This window comes from Sphingobium sp. (genome assembly GCA_023266575.1).
GTDB lineage: Bacteria > Pseudomonadota > Alphaproteobacteria > Sphingomonadales > Sphingomonadaceae > Sphingobium.
Genome location: JAHFPV010000001.1, coordinates 353,827 through 379,541 on the forward strand (window position 1 = coordinate 353,827; position 25,715 = coordinate 379,541).

The window sequence follows — 25,715 nt, forward strand, 5'->3', positions numbered from 1 at the left end:
TTATGCCCGTGCGGCAGAGCAGGCGGAATGGCAGGAGAGACATTAATGGCTGAAAGCGACCCCCGGATCAAAGGCGCGCCCTTGCCGCGCTGCCCCGGCACCAGCGTCCGCGACCTGATGCTGGCGGATACCAACCCTGTGCCTGAATTTCTCTATACCGACGAATATGAAAATCTGGGGTCGGAACCGATCCCGGCCAGCCGCTACACCAGCCTTGAATTTTTCGAGGCCGAAAATCGCAAAATGTGGCCGCGCACCTGGCAATTTGCCGCGCGGGACGAAGAATTGCCGGAGGCGGGCGACCATGTCGTCTATGAAAATGTCGGCAAATCCTTTCTGCTGATCCGGCAGGAGGACGGGTCGGTCCGCGCCTTTGCCAATGTCTGCCTGCATCGCGGGCGCAAGCTCAAAACCGGGGACGGCTGGTCGGCGGAACTGCAATGCCCCTTCCATGGCTTTACCTGGAATAATGACGGGTCGGTCAAGAAAATCCCCTGCCGCTGGGACTTCGCCCACCTCAAGGAAGAGGAGATGGCGCTGCCGGAAATCAGCGTAGGGCGCTGGGGCGGCTATATCTTCATCCGCGAAGCGGCCGACGGCCCGACGCTGGAGGAATTTCTCGCCCCCATGCCGGAGCATTTCCAGCGCTGGCGACATGAGGAGTGCGCGACCGCCATGTGGGTCGGCAAAGTGGTTCCGGCCAACTGGAAGGTGGTGATGGAGGCTTTCATGGAAAGCTGGCACACCGTCGTCACCCATCCGCAATTGCTGCCCTTCACCGGCGACGCCAATTCGATGTACAATATCTATGGCGACTATGTGAACCTGACGGTCACGCCGTTCGGCACCATGTCCCCCCATGTCGATCCGGCGGGCAAGGCAGAGCAATGGATCGTCGATGAATTCGTCAAATATAATGGCCGGTCGTCCGACAATTATGAGGACAAGGAAACAGCGGCAGGCGGCTACAACGTCAAGGTGCCAGAAGGCGTGACTGCACGTGCGGCATTGGGCGCATCGCTGCGCGATACCACGACCGCCATGTTCGGCCATGACGTCAGCTTCGCGACCGACGCTGAAATGATGGACGCGCTGCTCTATAATGTGTTCCCCAATTTCAGCCCATGGGCCGGTTTCCAGCCGAACATTGTCTATCGCTGGCGTCCCTGGCACGATGTCGATCATTGCCTGATGGAAGTGCGCGTCCTGACCCGCGTCCCGCCGGGGCAGGCGCATCCCAAGGCGCCGCCAATGAAGTTTCTGTCGGTCGACCAAAAATGGACCGAAGCGCCGGAGCTGGGGATATTGGGGGACGTGTTTGAACAGGATATGGACAATCTGCCCTACGTCCAGACCGGCCTTAAAGCCTCGCTCAACGGCAAGGTGCAACTGGCCAATTATCAGGAAATCCAGATCCGCCAGTTCCAGAACACGATCATGAAATATCTGAACGACGAACTCTGATCGGAGGTTGCGTAAAAGGGAGGGCGTCGGAGCGATGGTTCCGGCGCTTTTTTTTGGCGGTGATCAAAGCCCGCTGTTGCACACAAAAAGAGGCCGGGGATCATCTCCCCGGCCTCCTTCTTTGCGCTTTGGCATTTCGTTCAGAACTTTACCCCCAGCGTCGCACCATAGGTGCGGGGTTCGCGCGCGGTGCCGAAGGACCAGAGGCCACCGACGGTGAAGCCATGGGTTGGCCCGCGATCATTGGCGAGGTTCCGGCCAAAGACCGTCAGCCGTGCTTCCGTCCCGCCAATATCGAACTTGGTGGTCAGGCTGGCGTCGATCAGGCCCTGCTTGTCGGTCCGCACGCGCGGGTCATTGCCGGTGACGGTGATCGGTCCGGTGCTGAGATTGCCCGACAGGCCGCCGATCGAGATTTGCTGGTCATAGCGACCGATATAGCGATAGCTCAGGTTCGCTATGATTTCGCCAAAGCTGGTCGGGACGCTATAGTCGGCCCCCAGCGATGCGGTCATATTCGGGTTGTAGATCAGGTCATTGCCCGAATAATCATAGGGAACGACCGCACCCGTCACTGGCGAGATGCCGCCGACGATAAAGCCCTTGAACTTGGAGTCGAGCAGGCCGAGCGAGCCGGTGATCGTGAGTTGCGACGTTGGCCGTGCGGTGAAATCGAACTCCAGCCCCTTGATCTTGGCCGACCCGACGTTCGACGTGATCGTCTCGTTGCCGGTGGCGCAGGACGGGCAGTTGAGCGTGTTGTTCTGGTGCAGATCCTTGTAGCTGGAATAGAAGGCCGCGACGTTGAACTGCACTTTACGGTCGAACAGATCGAACTTGCCGCCGACTTCAAAGCTGTCGACCACTTCGGGCTGGTAGGCGACACCGGCGCTGGCGGCGGTGCCTGCGCGCGGCGAGAAGCCGCCCGACCGGTAGCCCTGCGACCAGCTACCATAGAACATGACATCGTCGTTCGGGCGGAAATCGACGCCGACCTTGGGCGTGAACTTCTTGAACGTGTCGGAACCGCGACCGATCTCAACCCCGCCAAAGCTGTTGTCGAGCGCCTTTTTGTCGCGGGTGAAGCGACCGCCGAAGGACAAGCGCCACTGGTCGGCAAAGGCCCAGTTGAAATCGCCGAACACGGCGATCGACTTGGTCTTGCCATTCACAACCTGCGGGTTGGTGTCGAAGATCAGCGGATCGACCGTCGGCGCGAAGCCGAATACGCGGCTATATTGCGACAGCTGATATTTGGAGCTGAAATAATAGAGACCCACGACATAGTCGAAACTGTCGCTGAACTTGCCAGCGGCGCGCACTTCCTGGCTCCATTGCTCGTAGCGTTGGAGGCGACGGACATAATAAAGGTCGGTCGATGACCCGTCGAAATCCTGCGTCTGGTTCTCGCGCGATTTGCGCCAGCCGGTGACGGAGGTCAGCTTCACCCCGCCCAGATCATAATTCATCTCCAGCGTCGCGGCGGGCGCGGAATAGTTGGAAACATTGGGCTGGCCGAACACGGTGTAGAGATCGGTCGTATTGTTGCGGTTGCACTCGATGGCTGGGATGAACCCGCAGAACAACTCGCTGCTGTTGGTCAGGTTGGACACGACCGGATCGAATTTCTGGATCTGCTTTTCCAGGGTGAACAGCGCATCGAAATCGCTGCCCTGCGGCGCGATCAGGACCGATCCGCCGAAATTCTCATTATTGGCGAAGCCGCGCCGGTCGCCGGTCTGCGACTGGCGATACCAGCCGTCGGTTTCATTGTGGAAATGGAAGAATTTGGCACCCACGCTGCCGTCGCCCGACAATGGCACGTTGACGACCGCGCGGGTCGCGAGCGTGTTGAACTTGCCGTAGGAGACTTCCACCTTGCCACCAAACTCACCGGTAGGGCGGGTGCGGCGGATATTGATGACACCGCCGATCGTGTTGCGTCCGAACAATGTGCCCTGCGGCCCGCGCAGCACTTCGATCTGTTCAATGTCGAAAAAGTCGAAAAACTGCCCGGTGCTGGTGCCGATAAACACGCCATCTACGACGACGCCCACCGTGGGTTCCTGAGACTTTTCGACGTCGGCATAGGTCAGCCCGCGAATGGCGAGGTTGGCGGCTGCCGCGCCGCTATTCTGGTTGGTGATCAGCAGGTTGGGAACGCCACCGGTCAGGTCGCCGATATTCACCGCCGCCTTGTTTTCCAGCATCGCGGCGTTGACCGCCGTGATCGCGACCGGCGTGTCCTGCAGGCTTTCCTCGCGGCGGCGCGCGGTGACGATGATGGCGTTGGGATCGACGGCATCGGCCTCCGCCTGCGGTGCCTGTTCCTGCGCCATGGCAGGCGCGGCCCACAGCATCGCTCCACCCAGAGCCAGCATCACCGGCCGCATGATTAGATTCTGTCGCATATACTCTCCCTGTTATTCGGACGCTTATGCTGCGCTTGCTGAAAGCAATGCCGAATGCGCCTTCGTTCCGAGCGTGAGAAATGCGCCAATATCGGTAGCTTGCGAACTGCGATTTTCGAGAGGTCGGCGCGCACCTGAAACAAAGCACAGGGGACAAAGCCAGCGGGACGTCGCATGGCAGGATGCAATCTGGCGCGGGAGAGGGATGGGGCCGTGGGCGTTGACCGGCAGGATAAATTCGGCGGCACCGGCGCGGTGCGCGCGGGGCATGGCTTCGACAGCGCGGCGCTCGATCGCTGGATGCAGGCTAATGTGCCGGGCTATGCCGGGCCGCTTGCCGTCGAACAGTTTAACGGCGGCCAGTCCAATCCGACCTATCGCCTGGTCACGCCGACCCGCGCCTATGTGCTGCGGCGCAAGCCACCGGGGCAGTTGCTACCGGGCGCTCATGCCGTGGAACGCGAATATCGTGTGCTGGCGGCGCTTGGACGGGCGAAATTTCCGGTCGCCCCGGTCCATGGCCTGTGCGAGGATGCTGCCGTCATCGGCACGCCCTTCTATGTCATGGACATGGTCGAGGGGCGCATCTTCTGGGACTCCACCCTGCCATCGCTGACGGCATCCGAACGCCCGGCCTATTTCGACGCGATGAACAGCGCCATCGCGCAGCTGCATGGCATCGACTATCAGGCGATCGGCCTTGGCGACTATGGCAAGCCGGGCAATTATTTCGCGCGGCAGATTGCCCGCTGGTCGCGCCAATATCAGGAGGATGAGGCGGCGGGACGGCTGGCTGATATGGACTTGCTGGCCGACTGGCTGCCGGGCCAGATACCGGAAGGCGACGAAACCAGCATCGTTCATGGCGATTTCCGCGCCGACAATATGATCTGGCACCCCGCCGAACCGCGCATATTGGCGGTGCTGGACTGGGAATTGTCGACGCTGGGCCATCCGCTGGCCGATTTCACCTATCATCTGATGATGTATCATCTGCCGCCGCACATCATTGGTGGTTTCAAGGGCGCGGACCTTGGCACGCTCAATATCCCGTCGCAGGCTGACTATGTCGCGGCCTATTGCGCCCGCACGGGACGGGACGGCATCGCCAATCTGTCCTTCTATCTTGCCTTCAACATGTTCCGCTTCGCCGCGATCATTCACGGCATCAAGGGGCGGCTGGCGCGCGGCACGGCATCATCGCCCGAAGCGCAATCGCTGGTCGAAACCCTGCCCGAACTGGCGGCCATCGCCCGCGCGACGGCGCAATCCAATATTTGAGAGGAAGTCCCATGTTCAGCACCGATCGCGCGCAGACCATTGCCGACAGGGTCGAAGCCTTCGTCCGCACGACTGTCGTCCCCTATGAGGGCGACCCGCGTTGCGGCTTTCATGGTCCGAGCGACGACCTGGTGATGGAGTTGCGGGAAAAGGCGCGCGCGGCTGGCGTGCTGACCCCCCATGTCCTGCCCGACGGATCGCACCTGACCCAGCGCGAGACGGCGACCGTCCTCATCAAGTCGGGCCTCTCGCCGCTCGGCCCGCTGGCCTGCAACACCATGGCCCCTGACGAGGGCAATATGTATCTGCTGGGCAAGGTCGGCACGGCCCAGCAGAAGGCGCATTTCCTCAAACCCCTGCTGGAAGGCCGCGGGCGTTCCGCCTTCTTCATGACCGAACCGGCGGCCGATGGCGGCGCTGGGTCCGACCCGTCGATGATGCAGACGACCTGCCATCAGGACGGTAATCATTGGGTCATCAACGGGCGCAAGGCGTTCATCACCGGGGCGCAGGGGGCGATGGTCGGGATCGTCATGGCCAAATCGACCGACGGCGCCTGCATGTTCCTGGTCGATCTGCCTGATCCTGCCATCCGTATCGATCGGGTGCTGGACACGATCGACAGTTCCATGCCGGGCGGCCATGCCGTCGTCACCATCGACAATCTGCGCGTGCCTGCCGACCAGATGCTGGGGCAAAGCGGTGAGGGTTTCACATATGCCCAGGTCCGCCTGTCGCCCGCGCGCCTGTCCCATTGTATGCGCTGGCTGGGCGCCTGTATCCGTGCGCAGGAGATCGCGTCTGCCTATGCCTGCCGCCGCATGGCCTTTGGCAAGCCGCTGATCGATCATGAAGGCGTTGGCTTCATGCTGGCGGAAAATCTGATCGACCTCCAGCAATGCGAAGTGATGATCGACTGGTGCGCCGGGGTGCTGGATACCGGCGCGCTCGGCACGGTCGAAAGCTCGATGGCAAAGGTGGCGGTCTCCGAAGCGCTGATGCGGGTCGCCGACAAATGCGTGCAGGTTATGGGCGGTACTGGCGTGACCGGCGATACGATCGTCGAGCAGGTGTTCCGCGAAATCCGTGCCTTCCGCATATATGACGGCCCGACCGAAGTCCATAAATGGAGCCTCGCCAAGAAGATCAAGCGCGACCACCGCACCAACTGATCGGAGAAGAGCGCCATGGCGGACCTGCCGGAAAGTTTCGACTATATCATCGTCGGCGCAGGATCGGCCGGCTGCGTGCTGGCCGAACGCCTGTCCGCCGACCCGCGCAACCGGGTGCTGCTGGTGGAGGCGGGCGGGCCGGATCGCTCGCCATTGATCGCCATGCCCAAGGGGATTGCCAAGCTCGTCTCCAACCCTGCCCATATCTGGGCCTATCAGATCGCACAGCCGCGCCGCCCGGATGAAGCCGCGCATGAAGTGTGGATTCGGGGCAAGGGGCTGGGCGGATCATCATCCATCAACGGCATGATCTGGAGCCGGGGCGAACCGCAGGATTATGACGATTGGGAAGCGGCGGGCGCGACCGGCTGGAACGCGGGGTCGATGATCGCCGCCTATCGCGCTATCGAGGATCATGGTCTGGGCAGCAGTGCGTTGCGGGGGCAGGGCGGCCCGGTGCATGTCACGCCGCGCACCTATCGTTATCCGCTGGCCGAACGGCTGATCGCGGCGGGTGAGCAGATGGGCCTGTCGCGCACTGACGATCTCAACAGCGTGGTCGGCGACCGGGTCGGCTATTATTGCCACAATATCCGCAAGGGTCGTCGCGAAAGCGGGGCGAAGGTGTTTCTGCGCCCAGCCATGAAACGGCGCAATTTCCATGTGCTGACCGATACGCTGGTGCGCCATGTGCGCCTGTCCAACGGGCGCGCGGTCGGCGTGGCTTTGGTCAATGATGCGCGCGGGCGTTTCAGCGTCGATTGCGATGGCGACGTGATCGTCTGCGCCGGGACGGTCGAAAGCCCGCAAATCCTTCAGCGGTCCGGCATCGGTGACGGCGGTGCCCTCTCTGCCAGCGGCATCGCGGTGCGGCATCATAACCCCCATGTCGGGCGGCACATGCTGGAGCATCTGTCCTACACCATGCCGTTCCGCCTGAAGCGCAAAAGCGGCATCGGCCAGCGCTTCTACGGGCTTGGTCTCGTTCAGTCGGTTGCGCGCTATTATCTGCGTCATGACGGGCCGATGGCGACTGGCCCGTTCGAGGTTGGCGCCTTCCTGTCCACTGGCGTCACCGGGCCGCGCACCGACCTGCAACTCTATCTCAGTGGCTATATGTTCGCGCTGGGTGATGATAATGACCCGGTGCCGCTGGGCAATATCGACAAGCGACCGGGTCTCACCGTGTCCGGCACCCTGCTGCGCCAGAGCAGCGAGGGGACGATTCAAGTGAGGGGTCAGGAACCGGCCGACGGCGCGGCGATCATGCCCAACTGGCTGGACAGCGAGGGGGATCGCCAGTCCGCCATCGCCTCCATCCGCCTGATGCGCGACTATGTGGCGCAGGCGGCGCTGGCCGACGATGTCGGGCAGGAACTGATCCCCGGCGCGCTGGTGCAGGATGACGACGCTCTGCTGGACACATTCCGCTCGCTTTCGACCAGCGGCCTGCATGGTGTTGGCACCTGCCGTATCGGCGCGGAGGGGGACGCGGTGGTCGATCCATCGCTGCGCGTCCATGGCGTCGAGGGGCTGCGCGTGGCCGATTGTTCGGTGATGCCGCGCCTGATCACCGGCAACACCAATGCGCCCGCCATGGCGCTGGGCTGGCGCGCGGCAGAGATCATCCGTGCTGCACCCTAGCGTTTGAAATAGTCGCCGCAAAGGGCACTCCGGCATAGCATCGCGCCCGACAACAGGATGGGAGAGAGACGATGCGCGAGACAGATCGCCTGATGATGGACCGTCGTGCGATGCTGGCGGGCACCGGGCTAGCCGCGGCTGCTGCGATGGTCCCACTGGCCGGGGCGGAGGCGGCTACCGCAGGTTGGGACCATGAGGTCGACATTCTCTGTGTCGGCAGCGGCGCGGCGGCAGGGACGGCTGCTGTGACGGCGGCCAGTGCAGGCGCAAAGGTCATGATGGTGGAAAAAATGCCGATCACCGGCGGCACCACCGGCAAGTCGGGCGGGGTCGCATGGATCTGCAACCATTTCATCTTCCGCCAGCAGGGCATTGACGACAAGCGCGCCGACGCCATCGCCTATATGGCGCAATATAGCTATCCGCAGTTGTTCGATCCCGTCAGCCCGACGCTGGGCCTCGACCCGCTCGATTATCAACTGATCGCGGCCTTTTACGACAATGGTTACAAGGCGGTCGATCATCTGCGCGCCATTGACGCGGTGCAGTTCAAGCAGTTCCGCCTGTTTCAGGTCGATGAGCCAGCGCCCGACTATGCCGATCATCTGCCGACCAACAAGGTGCCCACCGGCCGCGCGTTGGAACCGGCGGTCGGCTCCGGCTCCTCGGCGGGCGGGGGCAGTCTGGCGGCGCAACTGGCCGCCTGGCTGGAAAAGAACAAGCTGCCGATCCTGACCGACACCCGCGTCACCCGGCTGATCGTCGATAAGAACCGCGTCATCGGCGCGGAGGCGGAAAGCGAGGGCAAGATCATTCGCATCCGCGCGACCAAGGGCGTGATCTTCGGCACGGGCGGCTATGCCCACAACACGGAACTGGTGGGCCTGCACCAGACGGCACTCTATGGGGCGTGTGCCATGCCTGGATCTACCGGCGACTTCATCGCCATTGCGGGCGCGGTCGGCGCGAAGATGGGAGCGCTCGACACCGCCTGGCGGACGCAGGTGGTGCTGGAGGAAGCGCTCGCCAACCGGGCGATCGGCATGGGCGCGTTCGTCCTGCCGGGGGATTCGATGATCCTGGTCAACAAATATGGCCAGCGCGTCGTCAATGAAAAGCGCAGCTATAATGACCGCACCCGCGCCCATTTCACTTATGATCCGTCGAGGGAAGAATATCCCAACCAGCTGATGTTCATGCTGTTCGACGGCCGATCGCTCGACCGGTTTGGTGGCGCTTTCCCCTATCCGCTGGACGTGTCCGAAAGCCCCTATCTGATCAGCGGCGACAGCTGGGACGCGCTCGTCGCCAATATCGAAAAGCGGTTGGCAAGCCTAGCCCCCAAGACTGGCGGTGTGCGTCTCGATGCCGGGTTCGGCGCGGAGACCAAGGCCAGTATCGCCCGGTACAACGGCTATGCCAAGGCTGGCGTCGACCCTGAATTTGGGCGCGGTGCGCGCCTGTATGACACGCAATGGCACAAACTGTTTTCCGCCGTGCGCGAAGGCACGAAAGTCCCGGCCAATCCCTATCCTGCGCTCACCATGCATCCCTTCGCTGACAAAGGCCCCTATTATGCCTTCATCCTGGCGGCGGGCGCGCTAGATACCAATGGCGGGCCGCGCATCAACGAACATGGTCAGGTGTTGGCGACCAGCGGCGCGCCGATCCCCGGCCTCTATGGCGCGGGCAACTGCATCGCATCGCCATCGCGCGGGGCCTATTATGGCGCGGGTGGCACGATCGGCCTGGCCCTGACCTATGGCTATATCGCCGCCCGCCATGCCACGGGGAACAGCGCATGAAAGGGCTGACCTTCGTTCTCGCCGCGCTGCTGGCGACACCGGCCACGGCCAAGCCCGTCAGCTTCGCCACCGACATCACGCCGATGCTCAAGACCCGCTGCGCCGTCTGCCATCTGACGGGTCAGGAGGCAGGCAATCTCGCGCTCCACCCGAAGGCAGCCTATGCCAGCCTGTTCAGGCGCAAATCGGGCGAAAGCAGTTGGTTGCTGGTCGATCCCAAAAAGCCGGACACCAGCTATCTGGTCATGAAGCTGGAAGGCACGCACTTGAAGAAAGGCGGCAAGGGCGCGCGTATGCCCTTCGCCGCGCCGCCACTGGACGCAGCAACCATCGCCCTGATCCGCCGCTGGATCAGCGAAGGCGCAACGAATAACTGAAGGCCGAGGCCAAACAAGCCCGCCATTACGCCGCCAGCATCGCGCGCTGGCGTGGCGCGGGCGAGGCCTGCCGGAAAGCGCAGTTGTGGCGCAGCATCGCCGCCACGACAACGGCACCGACAGGTTAAAAAGGAGCAGTATGGACATGCGGCAATGGCTTTTGGCAGATCGCCCGGTCGGACGCGCTCTGGCGGACGGAGATTTTGCGCTGGTCGATGCGCCGATGCCGGTGCCGGGGGAGGGGCAGATGCTGCTTGCCGTCCGCTGGCTGGGCTTTGAACCGGCGCAAAAGGGCTGGATGGAAAATTTCGGCGGCTATGTCGCGCCGATCGAACTGGGCGACGTCATGCGCGGCATGGGCGTGGCGGAAGTGGTCGAGAGCCGGGGCGGGCGCTGGCCCGTCGGCACGATGGTCGCCGGAATGACCGGCTGGACCGAATATCTGGTAAGCGATGGCGAAGGTTTCGACATCTGTCACCCCGACCTGCCACCCCATGCGATGCTGGGCGTGCTGGGCATCCCTGGCCTGACGGCCTGGCACGGCTTTTTTCAGATTGGCCGCCCGGTCGCAGGCGATGTCGTGGTCGTATCCGGCGCGGCTGGCGCGACCGGATCGGTCGCCGGGCAATTGGCCAAGGTCGCGGGCTGCCATGTCATCGGCATAGCGGGCGGGCCGGACAAATGCGCCTGGCTGGTGCAGGAAGCGGGGTTCGACGCGGCCATCGACTATCGCAAGGGCAAGGTCGCAGAGCAACTCAAGGCGCTGGCCCCCAAGGGTTGCGACATCATCTATGACAATGTCGGCGGGGCTGTGCTTGACGCGATGCTCGCCCGCCTCGCCATTGGCGCGCGGGTGGTGCTGTGCGGGGGGATCAGTCGCTACGAGCAGGGCGGGCAGATTGCCGGGCCGGGCAATTATTTCAATCTGGTGCTGCGCCGCGCGCGGATGGAAGGGTTCATCATCCTCGACCAGCAACACCAGTGGCCCGCGATGCGCGACCGGCTCGCCGCGCTGGTGCTGGCCGACAGGTTGCGTTGGCAGGTGGATGAGCAGCAGGGGTTTGAGGCAGCGCCCGCTGCGCTCGCCCGCCTGTTCACCGGTGCCAATCGCGGCAAGCAGATCGTCAGGCTCTGAACGATACGGGGGCCGCTCCCACGGCCCCCGCATCCTTACCCCACCAGCAGCGCCGGTTCCTCGATCAGGCCTTTGAGCGTCTGCATGAAGGCCGCGCCCACTGCGCCATCGATCGCGCGATGGTCGCAGGAGAGCGAGAGCTGAACGATGGTGGCAAAGGCCAGCGCATTGCCGATCTCGATCGGCTGGCGCGTGCCAGCGCCCACCGCCAGGATCGCGCCCTGCGGCGGGTTTATGATCGCGTCGAACTGATCGATGCCGAACATGCCGAGGTTGCTGACCGAGAAACTGCCGCCCTGAAACTCGTCCGGCTGCAACCGTCCGGTCCGCGCCTTTTCCGCCAGCGCCTTGACCTCACGCGAAATCGCCGCGACCGACAGCGTGTCGGCCCCCTTCACGATGGGCGTGATCAGCCCCTTGTCGGTCGCGACCGCCACCGAAATGTCGGCGCTGCCGAAGCGATGGATCTCTTCACCATGCACCTGCACATTGACGTCCGGGTGCCGCGCCAGCGCCAGCGCGCAGGCGCGTACGATATAGTCGTTGATGCTGGGCGCTTCGCCGGTTGCCGCCTTCGCCTGCGCCCGCAGTCCCAGGATCGCGTCGATCCTGACAGCAGAGCGCAGATAGAAATGCGGGATGGTCGATTTGCTGTGGCTCAGCGCCTTGGCGATCGCCTTGCGCATTGGCGACATTTTGACGATCTCCGCCGTGCCGGGGGCAGGACGGGCAAAGGCGATCGGTGCGGATGGCGCGGCCTTATCCACCGTCACCGGCTTCACCAGCGCCAGCACGTCCGCCTTGCCGATCCGCCCCTTTGGCCCCGTGCCGGTCACGCCGGTCAGGTCCACGCCATGCTGCACCGCCAACCGTTTCGCCAGCGGACTGGCAAACACATTGCCCAACGTCTCGCCCACCGGCGTCAGGTCCACCGATGTGCCACCACCGATCGCGACCGGCGGCAGGCTGGCCTGCTGCACATCCTGAAAGGTGATCCGCCCGTCCGGCCCTGACCCGATGATCGCGCTGATATCCACGCCCTGCGCTTCCGCAAAGGCGCGCGCCGCCGGGCTGATCCGTGCGTCGGCGGCGATGGCAACCTTGACCGCTGCAGGTGCGGCCGGGGCAGGCGGCGGCGGCGGCGCATCGCCAGCCTTGGACGCGACCTTGCTGTCGGCGGGCCTGAATCCGGCGACAAAGGCGTCGACGTCAGCCGCGCTGATCGCCTCGTCCGGCCCCGCCAGCACGGCGATCAGTTCGCCGACGGCATAGGTGCCGCCGGTCTGGGCGATCAGGCGCGGGAACATGCCGTCGGCCTCCGCCTCGACCTCATTGGTGATCTTGTCGGTTTCGATGAGCGCGAGCAGGTCGCCCTTCTTGAACGGCACGCCCTCGGCAACCATCCATTCGGCAACGACGCCCTCGGTCATCTCTATGCCCCATTTGGGCATCGCAAATGCGCGCAGATTGGCCATGTTATGCTGATCCCCGCCGGTAGGACATGAGCTTCACCGCACTTGCCACGATCTTGTCGGGCGAAGGCAGATAGGCGGACTCAAGTTCGCGCGCGAACGGCACCGGACTGTGCGGCGCGGTGACCATGTCGATCGGTGCTTTCAATGATGCGAACGCCTTCTGCGCGACCAGCGCCGACAGGTCGGTGGCGAAGGAACAGCGCGGTGGCGCTTCATCGACGATCAGCAACCGTCCCGTCCGCTCGACACTGTCGAGGATCGCTTCCTCGTCCAGCGGGCTGGTGGTGCGCAGGTCGAGTATGTCGCACCCGATGCCATCCTGCGCCAGTTGCGCTGCGGCCTTCTCGGCAAAGCCCACCATCATGCCGGTGGCCAATATGGTGATGTCGTCGCCCTGCGTCACCTGCCGGGCATGGCCGAAGGGGATGACATAATCCCCATCCGGCACCTCGCCCTTCACGCCATAGAGCGCCTTATGCTCCAGGAAGATCACCGGATCATCGTCGCGGATCGCCTGGGTTAGCAGTCCCTTGGCGTCGGCGGGGGTGGAGGGCATCACGACCTTCAGCCCCGGCATGGCGGTGACGAACTGGTGGATCACCTGGCTGTGCTGGGGCGCGGCGTTGAAGCCCGCGCCATAGGGCATACGGATGACCAGCGGGCAGCTGGTCTTGCCGCCGAACATGTAGCGGAACTTGGCGACCTGATTCCAGATCTGGTCCATGCACACGCCGATAAAGTCGGCGAACATGATCTCCGCGATCGCCCGCTTGCCGGTCAGCGCCGCGCCTGCCGCCGCGCCGATGATGGCGCTTTCGGAAATCGGCGTGTCGATCACCCGGTCAGCGCCATATTTGGCCCATAGCCCGCCCGACGTGCCCCAGATGCCGCCGATCGCTTCCGGCCCGCCCGGCGCACCATTGCCGCCGACAATATCCTCGCCCAGCATGATCAGGCTGTCGTCGCGCGCCATTTCCGCGTCGATCGTGTCGCGAATGACGTCGCGGATCATCTTGATTGCCATATGTCGATCCTCCTGGCGTCAGTAGCTGATATAGACGTCTTGCAGGACGTCCTGCGGAGTTGGCCGGTCGGCCTGTTTGGCTTCTGCGACCGCTCGGTCGATCAGGTCGGTGACTTCCGCATCCACCTTGTCCAGATCGGTCCCTTCCAGCAGCTTGGCCTCCGTCACCTTGGTACGGAATGTCTTGAGGCAGTCGCGTTCCTCGCGGATGCGATCCAGTTCGCCTGGTCCGCGATAGCGCTGCGGATCGCCCTCGAAATGGCCGTAGAAACGCTCACAATCCAGCTCGATCGAGGCGGGGCCGCTGCCTGCCTTGCAATAGTTGATCAGCTCGCGCATCGCTTCATAGACGCTGAAAAAGTCGATGCCATTGGCCTTGATCGCCTTCATCCCGAACGCGGCCGACCGCGCCGTCATGCTTTCAGCGCCGACGGCATAGGCTTCGCCGGTATGTTCGGAATAATGGTTATTCTCGAACACGAAGATGACCGGCAGTTTCAGCACCACCGCCATGTTCATCGCCTCGAACGTCGTGCCCTGGTTGCAGGCGCCGTCGCCGGAAAAGGCGATCGAGACAGTGCCGTTGCTCTTGGCCGTAATGCCCGCGCCGACCGCGATCGGCGCGCCTGCGCCGACAATGCCGTTCGCGCCCAGCATCCCGACATTCATGTCGGCAATGTGCATCGACCCGCCCTTGCCCTTGCACAGGCCATCGCGTGACCCGTAAATCTCCTTCATCATCGCGACGACGTCACACCCCTTAGCGATGCAATGGCCATGGCCGCGATGGGTGGAGATGATATAATCGGTCGGCCCCAGATGCTCGCACACGCCCACGGCGCAGGCTTCCTGGCCCGCATAGAGATGGGTGAAGCCGGCAATCTCGCCCAGCGCGATTTCGTCGTGCAGACGCTCCTCGAACAGGCGGATCGTCTTCATCTGACGATAGGCCCGGATCAATGCCTCGCGGCTCAATTGCATATCGTCTCTCCCGATCGATTGATTCTGCCGGTCACAGCCCCAGAACCGTTTTTGCTATGATATTGCGCTGAACCTCATTGGTCCCGCCAAAGATGGTCCAGGCGCGTGAATTGAGATAGCGCGGCGCGGCGAGTTGCGCGGCTTTGCCATGCAGCGCGGGCGGCGCCTGATTGCCATAGAGCGGCCTTTGCCCCTCCAGCGCGATCCCGGCATAGCCGTAAAGCTGCACCGCCAGCCCGTCGACCTGTTGCCGCAGCGTGGAGGCAACCAGTTTGGACAGCGATGTCTGCGGGCCGGGGGGCAGTCCCTTGGCCATCTCCGCCAGTACCCGCATCTCGGTCATTTCCAGCGCCTGCGCCTCCAGCTCGACCCGCGCCAGCCGCGCCATATAATGGGGGTCGTCGCTCATGCAGCCGCCCTTGCCGTCCGGCTCTGCACCCGCCGCCTTGCGCAGCCGGGCGATGTCGGACAGCAATTTGGGCGCATGGCACGCGCCGCCGCGTTCATTTTCCAGCAGGAATTTGGCGATGGTCCAGCCTTGCCCCTCTTCGCCCACCAATTCGCTGGCCGGGGTGATGGCGTCGTCCAGAAACACCTCATTGACCTCATGATCGCCCGCCAGCCCGATGATCGGCCGCACCTCTATCCCCGGCTGCGCCATGTCGATCAACAGGAAGCTGATCGCGCGCTGGGGCTTGGCGGCGGGGTCGGTCTTGGCGAGGCAGAAGATATGGGTCGCATGATGGGCATGGGTGGTCCACAGCTTGCGCCCGTTGACGACATAATGATCCCCGCGCCGCTCCGCCCGCGTCCGCAGGCTGGCGAGATCGGAGCCGGAACCGGGTTCGGAAAAGCCCTGACACCAGAAATCGGTGCCGTCCAAAATGCGCGGCAAAATGCGCGTCTTTTGCTCCTCCGTGCCGAACTGGCAGATCACCGGCCCCAGCAGTTTCAGGCTCAGCACCGGCAGGCTGGGCGCGTCGGCCAGCGCACATTCCTTCTCGAAAATATAGCGCTGGATCGGCGTCCATCCAGTGCCGCCGCAGGCGACCGGCCAGTTATAGGCGAGCCACCCCTTCGCGTGCAGGATCGCCTGCCACTCGCCGCCAATGTCCGGTTCCACGAACACGCCGGGCGTGCCGCGCATCCCCTCGCGCAGATGCTGGGGCAGATGCTCGTCCAGAAAGCGGCGAACCTCGGCGCGGAACGCCTGATCCTGCGGGGAAAAATCCAGGTCCATCTTATCGTTCCAATATGGTCACGCCGGAAATGCCCGGTGCGCCGTAAACATGGGAATAGGCGGTGCGCGGGTTATCCGGCACCTGCCGCCCGCCACCAAGCCCGCGCAATTGCAGCGCATTTTCATAGACCTGGCGCAGGCCCGACGCGCCGATCGGCTCGCCACAGGCGAGGCACCCGCCATCGGTGTTCACCGGCAGCCGCCCGTCAATATTGGTCCAGCCATTGGCCAGCCATTCTTCCTGATCGCCATCGCCACAAAAGCCGTTTTCGGCCATGTGCATGATTTCCGCGCCGGACTCGGTGTCCTGCAATTGGGCGAGATCAATGTCCTGCGGGCCGATCCCGGCCATTTCATAGGCCGCCTTGCTGGCCAGCAGGGTCGGCGCGCCGCCCCTTTCTATGTCCATGCAGGGCGAGAACACCTCAAACGATCCGGGCGGGCGCGTCCGCACGACGGCGGCCTTGATCCGCACCTGATCGCGCCCCAGTTCGCGCGCCTTCTTCGCGCTTGCCAGCACCAGCGCGACGCCACCTTCCGCAGGCGAACAGAACATATATTTGGTCAGCGGGTCGCTGATCATCTGGGCGTTCAGGATGGTGTCGATATCCACGGGCGATCGACGCCAGGCATGGTCGGCATGAACGGCATTGCGAAACGCCTTTTCCGCGACGCGGCCCAGCGACGTAGGGCTGATGCCATGCAGCGCCATATAGCGTTGCAGCTTCATCGCGAAAAACTGGGTCGTCACCATGAAGCCCGCTTCGCCATACCATTCGGGCAGGCTATATTCGGCGGGCAGGGCGTTGAACGCGCCGCGCGGATGCTTGTCGAAGCCGATGGCGATGCCGACATCATGCGCGCCCGACGCGATCGCCTGCCATGACCCGATCAGCGCCGACCCGCCGGTGGCGCAGCCATTTTTGACGTTGATGAAGGGCAGGCCGGTCAGCCCCAGTTCGTTGACGATCGTGTCGGCATTGCCCGCCGAATCCGATCCGCCGAAACCGAATTGCATATCGGGCCATTCCAGCCCCGCGTCGGCCATGGCTGCGCGGGCCGCGTTCGCGCCCTGCTGTAGTCCGCTCATCCCGTTCGTGCGCCCGAAGGGGTGGATGCCGATCCCGACGATATAGACGTCCTCCACCGCTCAGCCCTCCGTCACGGGGGTGAAGGCGTAGAGGCGGACTTCGTTGCCATCCGCATCGGTGGAGAAGGACATGGTCGTCAATTCCATGGCCATGCCGATCGTCAGCCGGTCAAAATCCACGCCGCTCAGTTGCGTCTCCACGATCGTCGCGCTGGGCAATTCGACATAGCCGATGGCGAAGGGCGTAAAATCCTCCGGCCCGGTATAGGGCGGCGACTTGGGACGAAACCGCTGCACCGTCCAGGACCAAAGCGTCCCGCGGCGCGGCAGGTCAACCGCCTCCCAGCGCGTGGCATCGCCGGGGCAGGGAAAGACGATCCGGCCTGTCTCACGATGGCGGCCGCCGATCAGGGTCGGTTCGGGCGTTTCCCGGAACAGTCCTTCGGCAATGGCAGATGCGCCCAACGTCCTAACCCTCTCATCCTTGTGTCGGGCCACTATGGGAAGGAGATGGGGCAAAGGCTTCTGTAAGAAAGCATAGGTTGGCGGCCAGCCTCCCGCTTCAGACAAAAAAAGACCAGCCGGTTGCCCGGCTGGCCCATGCGGTGTCCCAAAGGGGGAGGGAGCTTATTTCGCGGCGACCTGCGCCTCGATCTGCGGATGGGGGACCATCACGGCGGCGACATTCCCCAGATAGCCAAGCTGGGTCGCCTTGAATACGGTCTGGCTGCGGTTGACGGCTTCCAGCTTGATCGCGGCGTTATGGATATGGAAGCGCACCGTGGCGCAACTGCGCTCCAGGATCAGGGCGATCTCCACATCGGTCTTGCCGACGGCCGCCCAGCGCAGACATTCGACCTCGCGCTTGGACAGGCGGCAATTTTTGGGAATCCATGGGCGCTGGCTCGATACGCGGGTATAACCATGGACGAAGCGCCGGGCGTGATATTCCAGCTGATCGCTGTAAAGATCGAATTCCTTGCTCAGATCGTCGCGCTTGTCGTTGAAGGGTGAGAAGCTGATCGCCGCGATCTGGCCGAAGGACATATGGACGGGCACGCAGATGACTGCATTCGCATTCACCTCGCCCTGGAAGAGGCTGAGGTCAATCTGATCGAGCAGGGGATTGGGCGCGCGGGTGTGGATGCCATGGGCGTTGGCCCAAAAGGGTTCGTTTTCATAGCGACAGGCGAAGGTCAGCGGCGAGCTGAGCGCCAGCAGCGGCTTTTGCCACCATTGTTCCTTGGTCGCGGGCCAACCGAACACGCCGCTGGCCAGTACGTTGCCATCGGCGTCGGTCATGGGGGATCGGGAGGCGATATTGGCGCAGGCGGCGACGCGGAAATTGCCCAGATCGCGGGCAATGTCGCGTAGCGCTTCGGCAGCGGGCCGAATGTCGGCGGCCGTCTGAATCGCGGTTGGAACCTGCCTGCCCATACGAAAATCGGTCGCTGTCTTTGCAGCGTCCCCATTGTCTGATCGGGCGGCGACGAGCATGTCACCTGATCTCTCCATAGCGATGATGCTATTCCTGCTGCACGGCTGCGACAAGCGGCAAAACCTATGACTAGCGATAGGTTTTTCCACTCACGCGACAGGATCGAGAACCTAGCGGAAAGCCCAGTCAACGCCGCGCCCGCCCACCGTGCATAAAAGCGTCATGGAACAGCAACAGCGGGGCAGCGCAGGACGCGCCCCAGCCATGACAGACCGGGGGATGGTGGCTTGAATTTCGATCTCAGCGAAGAGCAGGTCATGCTTCGCGATCTGGTCGACCGGTTCGGCGCAGACCGTTACGATCCCGCCCGCCGCCTTGCCTATCTGCGCGAACCGCGCGGCTTTGCCGACGCCAACTGGGCAATGCTCGCGGAAACCGGCCTGCTGGCCTTTGCCCTGCCGGAGGAAGCGGGCGGATTTGGCGGGTCGGCTGTGGATATCATTACGGTCATGGAGGCGCTGGGCCGCTGTGTCGTTGTAGAGCCGGTGCTGCCTGCGATCATATTGGGGGCCGGTCTGGTCGCGGCGGCTGGGACGGGCAGCCAGAAAGCGAAGCTGCTGCCTGCGATCGCAGCGGGCGAGGCGATCGTCGCGGCTGCCCTGTTCGAGCGGCAGGCGCGCTTCGACCTGGAAGGCATCAAAACCCGCGTCCATGATGGCCGGATCAGTGGCACCAAGCAGATGGTGCTGGGCGGCAGCTATGCCGATCATCTGCTGGTGGCGGCACGGACGGGTGAGGGCGCGCTGACGCTCCATCTGGTTAAGGCCGATGCTCCGGGCATCACCATTACTCCCTACCGGCTGGTCGATGGGTCTATCGCCGCCGATGTGCAATTTATCGACACGCCAGCCCAGCCCATGGCAGGCGGGGAAGCGGCTTTGGCGCAGACTCTGGATCAGGCGCGGCTTGCCATTTGCGGCGAATTGCTGGGGCTGATGGACATGATGTTTGCTGCCACGCTCGACTATATCAAGACGCGCCAGCAATTTGGCCAGCCGATCGGCAGCTTTCAGGCGATCCAGCACCGCATGGCCGATTGCTATGCCCGCGTCGAACTCAGCCGATCGCATCTCTACCGCGCCGCCGCCGATGGCGCGACCGTCGCCGCTGCGGTCATGGGGGCCAAGGCCTATATCGCCCAGAGCGCGATGCAGGTGGGCGAGGAAGCGGTGCAGCTGCATGGCGGCATCGGCACGACCGAGGAACTGATGGTGGGGCAGGCGTTCAAGCGGGTAATGACGCTGGCCACGCTGCTGGGCGACACTGACCATGACATAGTCGCTTATATTGCGCTCACCAATCGCGCAGCGGATCGACCATGACGGAGAGCTATCATCGTGTGGTAGAGGCGCGTGCCGTCGAGGACCGTGCGATGCTGCCCTTTGTCGTCAATGGCTGGCCCGTGCTGATCTGCAAGGATGAGGGGAAGGTCCATGCCCTGATCAACCGTTGCAGCCATGCCGCGGCGGAACTGGCACCGGGTGGACGGGTGCGGCGTGGCGCAGTGATGTGTCCGCTGCACGGCGCGCGCTTCAAGCTCGATAATGGCGCATGTCTTGGTGGGGCGGACTATAAGCCACTCAAACTCTACCCCTGGCGCGAAAGCGCGGATGGGTGGATTGAGGTCGCGGTGCCGGATGCTGCGCCGGGTGCGGAGGATATGCCGGTTAAGCAATTGATATAAAAAGGATAAGTGAGTTTCAAGCTTCCTTCTCCTTGCACCAGTCTATCCCCCGCCGCAGCAGATCGTAAAAGACTGGCAGGTCCCAGGCGCAGCGATCGACGGTGGGCCACCAGTCCAGAAATGGCTGCATGTCATAATGGCTGCGACAATGGCCTAGCGTGTTGTACAGCACCGCGCCCTTGCCCTGCGCCTTGATATACATCACGGGATGCCGGTCCTGCGCCCAGTCATGTTCGTCAAAGCCGGTCGCCTCGCCCGCAAATTCCGTGTCGAGCAGGACGTGCAGGTCGCCATGCCGCTCCATCAGATAGAGTTCGTCGGTGGTCTCGAACGGTGCGATGCCGCGCGTCAGTATATGGTCTGGGTCGGCCACATCGACCCGGTAGGGCGCGATCGGCGGGTGGGCGATGAACTGGCTGCCGAGTGTTTCCATCATCAGCGGCGCCCAGCGCGGGCTGCCATACAGCCCATTGTCGAACAGGCGCAGCACCGAATTGGTGCCGTGCAGCGCATACCAGCGCCCGCCGTCCTGCACCCACTGGCGCAGTGCTTCCTGCGCGGATAGCGACGGCACGACGTCGCAGGTATAGGTGATGAGCATATCGGCGGCGAGGATGGCGTCGAGATGGCCATAATCCTCGAACACGCGGGTCCGCACGCGCGGATCGTCGGCCAGCAGCTTGAGCAATTCCAGCCGGGCGAAATCCATGTCGTGATAGAGACCACCGACGATCAGCACACAATTGATGCGGGCAGGCTGCGTCTCGCTCATCATTGCCGCCTCGCTCAATATTGCACGCCCTTGGTCAGGCCGCCGTCGATCAGCACATTGGCACCGGTCATGTAGCGGCAGGCGGGCGAGGCGATGAAGGCGATGGCCTTGGCCAGTTCCTCGCCCGTACCCATCCGGCCGAACGGGATTTGCCTGAGGATGCCATCATGGAAATCGGCCATATGTTCCTTGATATAGGCCCACGGACCGTCATCGGTATAGACCGGGCCAGGGGACACGCAATTGACCCGCAATCCCTGCGGCGCGTGCTTCTGCGCCAGCGCGGCGCTGTAGTTGATCACCGCGGCCTTCATCGCATTATAGGGCTGCGGCCCCATAAACTCCTCCAGCGCGCCGGTGGAGGATATGGTGACGATCGACCCGGCATCGGATTGTTCCAGCGCGGGCAGGGCGGCGTGGATGCCGCGTACCAGCGGCAAAATGTCGCCGTTCAGCACCGTGGTCCAGGCTTCGGGCGTATCCACCCCCGGATTGACCGAGACGAAGGAAATGAAGATGTCGCACCCGCCCAATTGCTCAGCGGCGCTGGCGACCCAGTTGGGGAAGGCCTCCGCATCGGTCACGTCCACCGACGCGCCGATACCGCGCACGCCGAGCGCCTGCACTTCGGCGACGACCGTATCGACCTTGTCCTGCGTCCGCCCGCACAGCGCCACGTCGCAGCCCTCGGCGGCCAAGACCTTCGCTACCGCCCGGCCGATGCTGGCATTGGCGCCTGCCAATATGGCTTTGCGCCCTTTCAGACCAATGTCCATGACGGCATCCTTTTCCTGAATTTTCTTCAATCGACCGCCTGTTTACCGGCATATGTGTCGGGCTGCACTGGCAAAAGCGTCAGGGTAAGCTGGCCTGCTTAGCGATTGTGACAGGGCGACGGCGCGCCTTTTTGCGCTATGCAGAGGTCTCAAGCGGAGGGGCCATGTCGAGCAGCGTCATCACTATAGCGGATCATGTCCGGGCGCACGCCGCCGCGACGCCCGATGCCGTCGCCCTGATTTTCGAAAGGCGCGAAACCAGCTATGCTGCGCTCGACCGACAGGCGAGCCAAGTCGCCAATGCCCTGATCGCGGCGGGCTATGCGCCGGGTGATCGGGTCGCCTATCTCGGCAAGAATCGCGACGATTATTTCGGCTTCTGGCTGGGCGCGGCAAAGGCGGGCCTGGTCACCGTGCCGGTCAACTGGCGGCTCGCCCCGCCGGAGGTCGCCTATATAGTGGCCGATGCGCGCCCCTGCCTGATCCTGGTCGAACCGGAATTTCTCGATCGGGTGGCGGGGCAGGAGGCGACCATCCTGCTGACCGATCCCTGCGGCGATCACCTGATCTTTGCCGACTGGCGGGATGCGCAGTCCGACACTGATCCGCGCCGCGACGGCGGCTATGACGATGCAGTGCTGATGCTCTACACGTCCGGCACCACCGGCAAACCCAAGGGGGCGATGCTGTCCAACCGCAGCCTGCTGGGCCTGCGCGCGTCGGAGCCGGATTTGCCAGACTGGTATCGCTGGACCGCGGCGGACGTGTCGCTGATCGCCATGCCGATCTTCCACATCAGCGGATCGGGATGGGGGCTGTGGACGCTTCAGCACGGCGCGAAGGGCGTTGTCGTGCCCGAGTTCGATCCCGCGCGCGTGCTGGACCTGCTCGTGACCTTCCGCATCAGCAAGATCATGCTGGTGCCGACCGCGCTGCGCATATTGTGCGATCATCCCGCTGCGGCTGATACGGATTTCAGCTTCCTGCGGACCATCTGCTATGGCGGATCGGCGATCCCGCTCGATCTGTTGCGGCAGGCGATTGCGGTGATCGGCTGCGGCTTTGCGCAAATGTACGGGATGACCGAAACCGCCGGCACCATCATCGGCCTGCCACCGCAGGACCATGATCCGCAGGGGAGCGAGCGGATGCGTGGCATCGGCCTGCCGCTGCCAGGCGTCAAGGTGCGGATCGCGGACGAGGGCGGTGATACGCTGCCGCCCGGCGCGATCGGCGAGATAGTGGTCGCATCGCAGGCCAATATGATCGGCTATTTCGACCGGCCCGACGCGACCGCCGAAGCGATCGACGCCGAGGGCTGGCTGCGCACCGGCGACGCGGGCTGGATGGACGCGGACGGCTATCTCTACCTGGCCGACCGGATCAAGGACATGATCATCACCGGGGGCGAGAATGTCTATCCGGCGGAGGTGGAAAATGCGCTCTACAGCCACCCAGCCGTTGCCGATGTTGCGGTGATCGGCGTGCCGGACGCGAAGTGGGGGGAGGCGGTTAAGGCGATCGTCGTGCCGGTTGCGGGCGAGACGCCCGATCCCGCGACGCTCATCGCCTGGGCGCGTGAACGGATCGCGGCGTATAAGGCACCCAAGACAGTGGAGTTTCGCACCGACCTGCCCCGTAACCCTTCGGGCAAGATTTTGCGCCGCCTTTTGCGCGACGAGTATCGGTAAGACCTGCGATTTCCGGCAGGTTCGGGGCGTCCGGTCCCCGCCTATCCTCCCACAAAACAGAATGAGGAGAGAGGTTTTGGCTGCGAATTTTCCTCGCAATTTTTCCGGCCCGCTGGAGGACCGGCTGGCCATTCGCGAACTGCTGGAAACCTATGCCGATGCGGTCAATCGCGTCGATCGCGATTTATGGGCCTCGCTCTGGGTAGAGGACAGCCACTGGGATCTGTCGCATTATCCTGAACTCGGTATCGTGTCGGGCAAGGACGCGATTGTCGATCTGTGGGCCAGCGCCATGCCCCATTATCCGCAGCTCAGCTTCCTGCTCAATCCCGGCATGATCCGGGTCGATGGCGACCGGGCGGAGGCGCGCGCCTATTTCTCCGAAGTCTATGCCGAGCCGGGCACCGGCAAGGATAAGCGCGCGCGGGCCTGTTATAATGACAGGCTGGTGAAGCAGGACGGACAGTGGTTCTTCCAGAGCCGGTCCTTCACTATCATCCACCAGAGCTGACGATATTTCCGCCAGCTCGCTCTCCAGGAGCTGGGGAAATTGACCCGGTCGCATCGCGCGACCGGGTTCTTTTTTAGGGTGTCAATGCGCCGTCATGCCGCCGTCGATCACCAGTTCCGATCCGGTCACGAAACTGGCGGCAGGCGCGGCGAGATAGACGATGCCGTCGGCAATCTCCTGCGCGGTGCCCATCCGTCCCAGTGCATGGCCCGCTGATACCGTCGCCCGCGCGGTCGCTTCATCGGGGAAGGCGCCGGTTTCGACATAGCGGGCGTAGATGGTGTCCATCATATGGGTGTCGATGCCGCCGGGATGGACGCTATTGACGCGGATCGGCTGGCCGAGCGCGGCATATTCCAGCGCCGCGCATTTGCTGAACAGCCGCACCGCGCCCTTGGACGCGCAATAGGCCGACATGAACGGCGCGCCCGCCAGCCCGCCGACCGAGGACAGATTGATGATCGACGATCCGCCCCGCCGATCCGCGCCGCTGCGGGCGAGAAGGTCCGCCATGGCGCGGGTGCCCAGAAATATCCCCTCGACATTGATGCTCATGCACTTGCGAAAGGTCGCCAGGCTGGTTTTGGCGATCGTATCGGTGACGGAAATTCCGGCATTATTCACCAATATGTCGAGCCGCCCATAGGTTGCCGCCACATGGTCCGCCAGCGCGGCCCAGCCCGCTTCGTCGGTCACGTCGAGCGGTCGATAGTCCGCCGCGCCCCCCACCGTCGCGCTCGCCGCCATATCGGTCCCGATCACGGTCGCTCCGGCGTCGGCCAGCGCCTGAACGGTTGCCCCGCCGATCCCGCCACCGGCCCCGGTTACCAGCGCCACCGCGCCGCTCAGGTCAAAACTGCTCATCGCGCCGTCCATCCTCCGTCCACCACGACCTCGCTGCCGGTCATGTAGCTGGCGTCATCGCTTGCCAGAAACGCAACCACCTTGCCGATCTCAATGGGTTGGGCCAGCCGCTTGACCGGTGTCGTCTGCGCCATCTGGTCGATCAAATCGTCCGCCGTTAGCGTTCCGTCGCGCGCGGCCCATCGCTCCATCCCCTGACGCAGCAGCGGCGTATCGACAAAGCCGGGATGCACGCTGTTGACGCGGATCGGGACGCCCGCATCGGCAAATTCCAGCGCATTGGACTTGCTGAACAGCCGCACCGCGCCCTTGGACGCATTATAGGCCGACACTTCCCCCATGCCGACCAGCCCCATGATCGAGCTGATATTGATGATGCTGGAGCCATAGGGGGTCGTCGCTCCGCTTTGGGCCAGCAGCGGCTGGAACGTCTTGGTGCCCAGGAACACCGTGTCCATGTTCAGCGTCATCAGTCGCCGCCAGGTCGCCAGTTCCAGATCCTGCACCTTGCCGGTCAGGTCCGCGCCGACATTATTGACCAATATGTCAAGCCGCCCATGCGCCGCCACCACCCGGTCGCGCGCGGCCTGCCATGCTTCCTCCAATGTCGCGTCCAGCCGGATATAGGAACAGCCCGGCATTGCGGCGATCGCGGCGGCTACCGCCTCGCTATCCTCCGCATCCAGATCGGTGATGATCGTCGTCGCACCATCCGCGGCCAGGCATTGCGCTATGGCCCGCCCGATGCCCCGCAGCGCGCCCGATACCAGCGCCACCCGTCCGTCCAGCCGTCCCGCCATGGGCATTCCTTTCCCGTCAT

23 protein-coding genes are annotated in these 25,715 nt (G+C 63.6%); 11 read left to right on the forward strand and 12 right to left on the reverse strand.

Features of this window, described 5'->3' with window-relative positions; translation table 11 throughout:
• The first annotated feature begins 45 nt into the window (after positions 1–45).
• Positions 46–1,464, forward strand: a complete 1,419-nt coding sequence (locus Q0D44_RS01735; protein WP_294131458.1) for an aromatic ring-hydroxylating dioxygenase subunit alpha — start codon at positions 46–48, stop codon at positions 1,462–1,464.
• A gap of 140 nt (positions 1,465–1,604) precedes the next feature.
• Here the strand turns inward: Q0D44_RS01735 and Q0D44_RS01740 are convergent, their stop codons facing one another.
• On the reverse strand, positions 1,605–3,875 hold the full coding sequence (locus Q0D44_RS01740; RefSeq protein ID WP_294131461.1) for a TonB-dependent receptor: 2,271 nt from the start codon (positions 3,873–3,875) through the stop codon (positions 1,605–1,607).
• A gap of 174 nt (positions 3,876–4,049) precedes the next feature.
• Between Q0D44_RS01740 and Q0D44_RS01745 the strand changes: the two genes are divergently transcribed.
• The 6 genes from Q0D44_RS01745 to Q0D44_RS01770 all read left to right on the forward strand — a co-directional run bounded on the left by Q0D44_RS01745 (position 4,050) and on the right by Q0D44_RS01770 (position 11,289).
• Positions 4,050–5,156: a phosphotransferase gene (locus Q0D44_RS01745; protein WP_294131464.1), complete on the forward strand. Its 1,107-nt coding sequence runs from the start codon at positions 4,050–4,052 to the stop codon at positions 5,154–5,156.
• Positions 5,157–5,167: 11 nt separating this feature from the next.
• Positions 5,168–6,328, forward strand: a complete 1,161-nt coding sequence (locus Q0D44_RS01750) for an acyl-CoA dehydrogenase family protein (protein ID WP_294131467.1) — start codon at positions 5,168–5,170, stop codon at positions 6,326–6,328.
• A 15-nt stretch (positions 6,329–6,343) separates the two neighbouring features.
• Positions 6,344–7,972, forward strand: a complete 1,629-nt coding sequence (locus Q0D44_RS01755; RefSeq protein WP_294131470.1) for a GMC family oxidoreductase N-terminal domain-containing protein — start codon at positions 6,344–6,346, stop codon at positions 7,970–7,972.
• Between the two features lie 71 nt (positions 7,973–8,043).
• Positions 8,044–9,777, forward strand: a complete 1,734-nt coding sequence (locus Q0D44_RS01760; protein WP_294131472.1) for an FAD-dependent oxidoreductase — start codon at positions 8,044–8,046, stop codon at positions 9,775–9,777.
• The gene (locus Q0D44_RS01765; protein ID WP_294131475.1) at positions 9,774–10,154 is read left to right on the forward strand and encodes a hypothetical protein; all 381 of its coding nucleotides are present in this window, start codon (positions 9,774–9,776) and stop codon (positions 10,152–10,154) included. Before Q0D44_RS01760 ends, Q0D44_RS01765 begins: the two co-directional genes overlap by 4 nt.
• A 145-nt stretch (positions 10,155–10,299) precedes the next feature.
• The gene (locus Q0D44_RS01770; RefSeq protein ID WP_294131480.1) at positions 10,300–11,289 is read left to right on the forward strand and encodes an NADP-dependent oxidoreductase; all 990 of its coding nucleotides are present in this window, start codon (positions 10,300–10,302) and stop codon (positions 11,287–11,289) included.
• Between the two features lie 35 nt (positions 11,290–11,324).
• Here the strand turns inward: Q0D44_RS01770 and Q0D44_RS01775 are convergent, their stop codons facing one another.
• The 7 genes from Q0D44_RS01775 to Q0D44_RS01805 form a co-directional block, all read right to left on the reverse strand.
• Positions 11,325–12,764 (reverse strand): dihydrolipoamide acetyltransferase family protein, encoded by a 1,440-nt coding sequence (locus Q0D44_RS01775; protein ID WP_294131483.1) that lies wholly within the window; start codon positions 12,762–12,764, stop codon positions 11,325–11,327.
• A gap of 1 nt (position 12,765) precedes the next feature.
• The gene (locus Q0D44_RS01780) at positions 12,766–13,788 is read right to left on the reverse strand and encodes an alpha-ketoacid dehydrogenase subunit beta (RefSeq protein ID WP_294131485.1); all 1,023 of its coding nucleotides are present in this window, start codon (positions 13,786–13,788) and stop codon (positions 12,766–12,768) included.
• An 18-nt stretch (positions 13,789–13,806) separates the two neighbouring features.
• Entirely contained in the window at positions 13,807–14,769 is a 963-nt protein-coding gene (locus Q0D44_RS01785; protein ID WP_294131488.1) for a thiamine pyrophosphate-dependent dehydrogenase E1 component subunit alpha, read from the reverse strand.
• Positions 14,770–14,800: 31 nt separating this feature from the next.
• Positions 14,801–16,009: an acyl-CoA dehydrogenase family protein gene (locus Q0D44_RS01790; protein WP_294131490.1), complete on the reverse strand. Its 1,209-nt coding sequence runs from the start codon at positions 16,007–16,009 to the stop codon at positions 14,801–14,803.
• A gap of 1 nt (position 16,010) precedes the next feature.
• Positions 16,011–17,099: a thiolase family protein gene (locus tag Q0D44_RS01795; RefSeq protein ID WP_294131821.1), complete on the reverse strand. Its 1,089-nt coding sequence runs from the start codon at positions 17,097–17,099 to the stop codon at positions 16,011–16,013.
• Between the two features lie 60 nt (positions 17,100–17,159).
• Complete coding sequence (locus tag Q0D44_RS01800) at positions 17,160–17,564, reverse strand: OB-fold domain-containing protein (protein ID WP_294131493.1); 405 nt, start codon at positions 17,562–17,564, stop codon at positions 17,160–17,162.
• Positions 17,565–17,726: 162 nt separating this feature from the next.
• Positions 17,727–18,536: a helix-turn-helix transcriptional regulator gene (locus Q0D44_RS01805; protein WP_294131499.1), complete on the reverse strand. Its 810-nt coding sequence runs from the start codon at positions 18,534–18,536 to the stop codon at positions 17,727–17,729.
• A 288-nt stretch (positions 18,537–18,824) separates the two neighbouring features.
• On the opposite strand from Q0D44_RS01805, the gene Q0D44_RS01810 reads away from it, so the two are divergent.
• Positions 18,825–19,919: an acyl-CoA dehydrogenase family protein gene (locus Q0D44_RS01810; RefSeq protein ID WP_294131502.1), complete on the forward strand. Its 1,095-nt coding sequence runs from the start codon at positions 18,825–18,827 to the stop codon at positions 19,917–19,919.
• The gene (locus Q0D44_RS01815; RefSeq protein WP_294131505.1) at positions 19,916–20,281 is read left to right on the forward strand and encodes a Rieske 2Fe-2S domain-containing protein; all 366 of its coding nucleotides are present in this window, start codon (positions 19,916–19,918) and stop codon (positions 20,279–20,281) included. The genes Q0D44_RS01810 and Q0D44_RS01815 overlap by 4 nt, the downstream gene beginning before the upstream one ends.
• Before the next feature lie 16 nt (positions 20,282–20,297).
• Here Q0D44_RS01815 and Q0D44_RS01820 read toward each other — a convergent pair whose 3' ends face one another.
• Both Q0D44_RS01820 and Q0D44_RS01825 read right to left on the reverse strand, forming a co-directional pair.
• Positions 20,298–21,053: a ThuA domain-containing protein gene (locus Q0D44_RS01820; RefSeq protein WP_294131825.1), complete on the reverse strand. Its 756-nt coding sequence runs from the start codon at positions 21,051–21,053 to the stop codon at positions 20,298–20,300.
• A 14-nt stretch (positions 21,054–21,067) separates the two neighbouring features.
• Positions 21,068–21,829 (reverse strand): SDR family oxidoreductase, encoded by a 762-nt coding sequence (locus Q0D44_RS01825; RefSeq protein ID WP_294131507.1) that lies wholly within the window; start codon positions 21,827–21,829, stop codon positions 21,068–21,070.
• 164 nt (positions 21,830–21,993) lie between these two features.
• On the opposite strand from Q0D44_RS01825, the gene Q0D44_RS01830 reads away from it, so the two are divergent.
• Positions 21,994–23,520, forward strand: a complete 1,527-nt coding sequence (locus Q0D44_RS01830; protein WP_294131510.1) for a fatty acid--CoA ligase — start codon at positions 21,994–21,996, stop codon at positions 23,518–23,520.
• Between the two features lie 76 nt (positions 23,521–23,596).
• Positions 23,597–24,031 carry a nuclear transport factor 2 family protein gene (locus Q0D44_RS01835; RefSeq protein ID WP_294131512.1) on the forward strand — a complete coding sequence of 145 codons (435 nt, stop codon included), beginning with the start codon at positions 23,597–23,599 and terminating at the stop codon, positions 24,029–24,031.
• 81 nt (positions 24,032–24,112) lie between these two features.
• On the opposite strand, the gene Q0D44_RS01840 is transcribed toward Q0D44_RS01835, so the two are convergent.
• Both Q0D44_RS01840 and Q0D44_RS01845 read right to left on the reverse strand, forming a co-directional pair.
• Entirely contained in the window at positions 24,113–24,895 is a 783-nt protein-coding gene (locus Q0D44_RS01840) for an SDR family oxidoreductase (RefSeq protein ID WP_294131513.1), read from the reverse strand.
• The gene (locus Q0D44_RS01845) at positions 24,892–25,695 is read right to left on the reverse strand and encodes an SDR family oxidoreductase (protein ID WP_294131515.1); all 804 of its coding nucleotides are present in this window, start codon (positions 25,693–25,695) and stop codon (positions 24,892–24,894) included. Before Q0D44_RS01845 ends, Q0D44_RS01840 begins: the two co-directional genes overlap by 4 nt.
• Positions 25,696–25,715: the final 20 nt, after the last annotated feature.